The sequence below is a fragment of the Streptomyces sp. NPDC057424 genome (genome assembly GCF_042803315.1).
In the GTDB taxonomy this organism is placed as follows: domain Bacteria; phylum Actinomycetota; class Actinomycetes; order Streptomycetales; family Streptomycetaceae; genus Streptomyces.
In genome coordinates this window covers 1-4,532 of the sequence record NZ_JBHVCP010000120.1, presented here as the reverse complement: position 1 = coordinate 4,532, position 4,532 = coordinate 1, and the positions used below count along the sequence as shown (strand labels likewise).

Here is a 4,532-nt window from a genome sequence, read left to right as displayed (position 1 = left end):
GTCTGCGGTAGCAGATGAGGGTGCAGGCGATGCTGGTGAAGGCGAGGAAGTGGTCAGCCTTGCGCTCGTAGCGTCGGTGGAGGCGGCGGCAGCCGGCGAGCCAGGCCATGGTGCGTTCGATGGTCCAGCGGTGGCGGCCCAGTCGCTGCGAACTCTCGATGCCTTTTCGGGCGATGCGATGGGTGATGCCGCGTTGCCGTAACCATCGCCGCAGGTGGGAGTAGTCGTAGCCCTTGTCGGCGTGAAGCTTGCCCGGCCTGCGTCGACGGCGTCCGCGGCGTGAGCGGATGGGCGGTATGCCCTTCACCAGGGGGATCAGGGCCTGGCTGTCGTGCAGGTTCGCCCCCGAGATCCCGACGGACAGGGGCAGACCGGTCCGCTCGGTGATGAGGTGGATCTTCGACCCGTACTTGCCCCGGTCGACAGGATTCGGACCTGTCAGGTCCCCCTTTTCAGGGCCCGCATGCTCACGGAGTCGATCGCGCAGCGGGTCCAGTCCAACTCGCCGCTGGCGCCGAGTTCGTCCAGGACCAAGCGGTGGAGCTTGGCCCACACCCTGGCCTTCGTCCACTCGGTAAAGCGCCGATGAGCCGTCGCTCCCGACGGCCCGAACGACGCGGACGGCAACTGCTGCCACGTGCAGCCTGACGTGGCTACGAACACGATCGCGGCCAACACCTCCCGGTCACCGTGGCGGCGTCGGCCACCGCCTTGAGGCCGCGAGGGGGCCTCTGGCACCACTCGCTGGAACAACTCCCACAACTCTTCAGACACCAGCCGCTCAACGATCCCCACGGGCGATAGCCTACCGAGTCAGCCAAATGAGATGACGTCTAATACTCCAGCAGCGGATCGTGTCCTGAGCTGCGTTTTCGGTAGTGGCAGCGGCGGGCGACGGCCTGGCGTTGTCTTCTCCAAGCCGACCACTTCAGTGCGTGGGTGACGGGGTCGCGGTCGGCTCGTGGGTGGGGCAGGAGAGTGTCCAGGAGTCGCCGGATCTCTGCCACGGTGAGCGGGGCGGGGGCTGATCCGTTTCTGCAGCCCCCTTTGCCTCGCCGTCGGCCTGCGCTGCGAGTGCGGTCAGGACGGCGTGGGCGAGCATGGACAAGGTGATGTGCCGGTACCAGCCGATGTAGCGGCGGACCTCGTATTCGTCCAGTCCGCATTCGTTCTTCGCGGCCTGGAAGCACTCCTCGATCGCCCAGCGAGAGCCGGCGATACGGACCAGTTCGGCAAGCTCGATGCCGACGGGCGCGTAGGCGAGGTAGTAGGCGATTTCGCCGGGATCGGAGAGGCTGCGGCGGGCCATCACCCAGCGGTGATGGGTCGGCGGATCCGGATCGAAGATCAGGTTGGTGGGCAGCTTGGCCGCGGCCCAGTCGTAAACCCGTGGCCCCTTGGCCCCCTCACCGCAGGACAGCCGCTGCCAGGCATCAAGGGGTGCTTCCTCGATGAGTTGGTCGATGCGCCACATCCCGGTCAGGGATTTGATCTGCTGGGACTTGGGCACCGCGACCACGTAGCCGACGTCGAGCTGTTCGAGCAGGCGACGGAAGTGCCAGTCCTGCCCGTAAGCCTCGTCGGCGGTGACCCACGTGGCGGGCAGGCCGGCGGCCATGCAGCGGCGGACGATGTCCCGGGCCAGTTCGCCCTTCGTCGCGAAGCCTCGTTCATCCGGGATCTTCGCTGCCCGGCAACGGTCACGGTCGGACGTCCAGGCCTTGGGCAGGTAGAGCTCCCGGTCCACCAGAGCCCGGCCCGAACTGGTGACGTAGGCGGCGAACACTCCGATCTGACAGTTGTCGATCTTTCCCGAAGTGCCGGTGTACTGGCGGCCGACCCCGGCCGAGGTGGTGCCCTTCTTGATGAACCCGGTGTCGTCGAGAATCAGCACACCACCCGGTCCCAGCCGTTCAGCTACGTAATCACGGACATCGTCCCGCACGGCGTCCGCGTCCCAGACACTGCTGTTCAACAGCCGCTGGAAGCCGTCAGGGGTGTGGTGACCCGCCCATTCCGCGAGTTGCCAGCCGTTCTTGCGTGTCGCCCGCCCCAGCAGACCACGGACGTAGTCCCGCATCCGCCACCGCAAATCCGCCCGAGCGAACCTGCCCGCCACCCGAGCGAACACCGACTCCAACTCGCCGTCCCAACAGCTGACTTCAATCATCCCCTCCATACCAGGACAACGACAACCGCCAGCTCAGGACACGAACCGCTGCTGGAGTACTAAGGACTCTCCGAGGGCCAGGTTCAGCAGGACGACGATCCGGTCGCGGGCCCCGGCCAGGTCCTCGCGCAGCCGGATCTGGTCCGGGGTCAGGTACTTCCTCACGAGGCCGCCCCCGGGCGCCGGATCGTGGTCCGGCGCTCCGTCAGCGGCAGCGGTGCCTCCTCGCCGCCCGCGGTCTTCTTCACCTGCGCGTTGATGACTGTCGGCTTGATGAGGTCGTTCGGGGTACAGCCGAAGATGTCGCACAGGGCGACCAAGGTGTCCATGCTCATCCGCTGCGGGGGCTGCGTCACCAGCCGGTAGACCTGCTCACGCGACAGACTCACCCCCCGCTCGGCGAGCAGCGGCAGCAGATCCGAAGTGTGGAACATCTCCCGCTCGGCCATGATCTGCCGCAGCTGCCACTCGTAGCCCATCTTCTTGATCACGTCAGGTCCCAGTCGTCGCCGAGCCGGCGCTTCAGCGAAGCCTCCAGCAGGTGGTTGCGGTACTCGTCCGAGACACCCATGTAGATGGCTGTCGTCGAGGCATGGGAGTGGCCGACCTGTTCCTGGACGAACCGCGCGGGGTAGCCGAACTCCGTCAGGTGTGTGATGTAGCTGTGGCGCAGACAGTGCAGATCGAGGGCCCCATCCAGGCCGGCCGCGTCACGGGCCGTGGTGAAGGCCTCGTTGATCGAGCGCGGCGACATCCGCCCGGCCCGCTCGGTCACCCACAGCGCCGGGTGCCGACCGGGCGCCAGCCGGGGACGGACTTCATGCACCCACTCGCTCAGGACGTCGACCGCCCAGTCCATCTCCGGCACCAGCAGCACGGTCCGCCGCTTCGGCGGCGCCCCCTTGGACGACTTCCCGTACCGGACTGCCATCGAGCCAAACTGTCCGAACTGCGGAATCTTCCGATGCCGTCGTAAGTCCACCAGGTCGACCATGGAGGACTCGGTACGCCGGGTTCCGTAGGCGTAGATCGTCTTCAGCACCGCAGCGTCGCGCAGCGCGGTCAGAGTCCCCTTTCGCCCGTGCCCGCGGATCTGGGCCGGCCGGGCATCGGCCGCGTCGAACAGAGCCTGGACCTCGTCGTAGGTCAGCGGCCGACGCCGGGGGTCGCCCTCGTACTCCAGCGTGTGCAGGACCGAGTTGGCTTCGTGGAAGACGACCTGAGGTGCCTGCCCGAACCGCTCCCGGCAGGTGTCCACCCATCCGTACCGGCGGTCCAGCAGGTACTCCACGAACAAGGTGATCGTCACCTCGTACGCCCGTGCCGTCGACATCCGGATCGCATTGGCGCCGCTACGCAGGTGCGTGATGAACGCCTCGCCATCAGTAGGAGTCCATTGCCACGGGTACAGCCCAGTGAACACCTCGAACCGGTCGATCAGACGCAGCCGCGGTTCGATCGTCGACGCCTTCAGAAACCGGGCGTGCTGCTGCCGGGCCCAGCCCTCCTTCATCGCCGTGAACACCGCTGGCTCGGGGTCCAGATGCACGACGTTCGGAGCGAGGACGAGACGCGCCGAACCGGGTGCCTGAGCAACCATGGCGGCTGTTGTATCAAACGCATCAATGTTGCGTCTACCGCGACTGTCCTGATCGCAGCACCGCTGCGATGCCGACGTGGCAAGGGAGTTGGGGGAGTAATCAGCGAAAACCGCGTTTCCGGCGAGGCACAGGATGTTGCATCAACTGCAATTCATCGCGTTTTTGTACTTCCGCCACGACCGCACACCTCCGCGATAGGACTCCTCCAGCCGCTTGAAGCACAGTCCCTCCACCCCGGCCGCCGTCCACGACAGCCACTCCCGCGCCAGGGCCGGGTCGGTCGTCGACGGGCACAGCACCCACGGCGCCGTCAGGCCGCGCTCCGCAAATAGGGCCTCCAACGCCGCACGGCGCCGGGCGTACGGCCAGCCAGCCAGGTCGTCGCCTCGGTGGACCAGGTCGAAGGCCACGAAGTGCGCCGGCCACTCCCGCGCCGCCTGAGCGGCAGGCGCCCCGCGGCGGGCGAGCCGCTGCTGCAGCCGCTCGAACGCCAGCCGGTCCCGCTCCCACACCACCAGGTCGCCATCCAGCCCGGTGTTTGCCGGCAGCTGCGCCAGGGCCGCCGCCCGGATCTCGGGGAACGAGGCCGTCATGTCCGTGCCGCGCCGTGAGCGCAGCAGCACCCGCCCGCCCGCGTACACCGCGAGTTGGGCGCGGTAGCCGTCCCACTTCGGTTATGCGCTGTTGAGCTGTCCGCGAGGTATCCTCCGGCGCCATGTCGATCACTGGATGGCGGGTGAAGTGCACCCGCCATCCAGTGA

General features: G+C 67.3%; 5 protein-coding genes and 1 pseudogene. All 6 read right to left on the bottom strand.

What is annotated here, in order from left to right; genetic code table 11:
• Window positions 1-789 (bottom strand): IS5 family transposase gene (locus tag ACFU3E_RS38250; protein ID WP_384169389.1). Its coding sequence is split into 2 segments (ribosomal slippage), with 790 coding nucleotides annotated over them: window positions 1-450 and window positions 450-789; the frame shifts between segments, so codons are not numbered across the junction. This gene is flagged as partial in the annotation.
• A gap of 139 nt (window positions 790-928) precedes the next feature.
• Window positions 929-2,170, bottom strand: a complete 1,242-nt coding sequence (locus tag ACFU3E_RS38245; protein ID WP_384169386.1) for an IS701 family transposase — start codon at window positions 2,168-2,170, stop codon at window positions 929-931.
• Window positions 2,171-2,203: 33 nt separating this feature from the next.
• Window positions 2,204-2,335 carry a hypothetical protein gene (locus ACFU3E_RS38240; RefSeq protein ID WP_384169383.1) on the bottom strand — a complete coding sequence of 44 codons (132 nt, stop codon included), beginning with the start codon at window positions 2,333-2,335 and terminating at the stop codon, window positions 2,204-2,206.
• Window positions 2,332-2,661: a helix-turn-helix domain-containing protein gene (locus ACFU3E_RS38235; RefSeq protein WP_384169381.1), complete on the bottom strand. Its 330-nt coding sequence runs from the start codon at window positions 2,659-2,661 to the stop codon at window positions 2,332-2,334. The genes ACFU3E_RS38240 and ACFU3E_RS38235 overlap by 4 nt, the downstream gene beginning before the upstream one ends.
• On the bottom strand, window positions 2,658-3,770 hold the full coding sequence (locus ACFU3E_RS38230; protein ID WP_384169378.1) for a tyrosine-type recombinase/integrase: 1,113 nt from the start codon (window positions 3,768-3,770) through the stop codon (window positions 2,658-2,660). Before ACFU3E_RS38230 ends, ACFU3E_RS38235 begins: the two co-directional genes overlap by 4 nt.
• A 141-nt stretch (window positions 3,771-3,911) precedes the next feature.
• Window positions 3,912-4,430: pseudogene (locus ACFU3E_RS38225) on the bottom strand (ATP-dependent DNA ligase); the annotation flags it as partial.
• Window positions 4,431-4,532 lie beyond the last annotated feature (102 nt).

What these genes read in the sequence shown, in the direction of transcription:
- ACFU3E_RS38245 (WP_384169386.1), bottom strand. Translation starts at nt 2,170, where the DNA reads ATGATTGAAGTCAGCTGTTGGGACGGCGAGTTGGAGTCGGTGTTCGCT.
- ACFU3E_RS38230 (WP_384169378.1), bottom strand. Translation starts at nt 3,770, where the DNA reads ATGGTTGCTCAGGCACCCGGTTCGGCGCGTCTCGTCCTCGCTCCGAAC.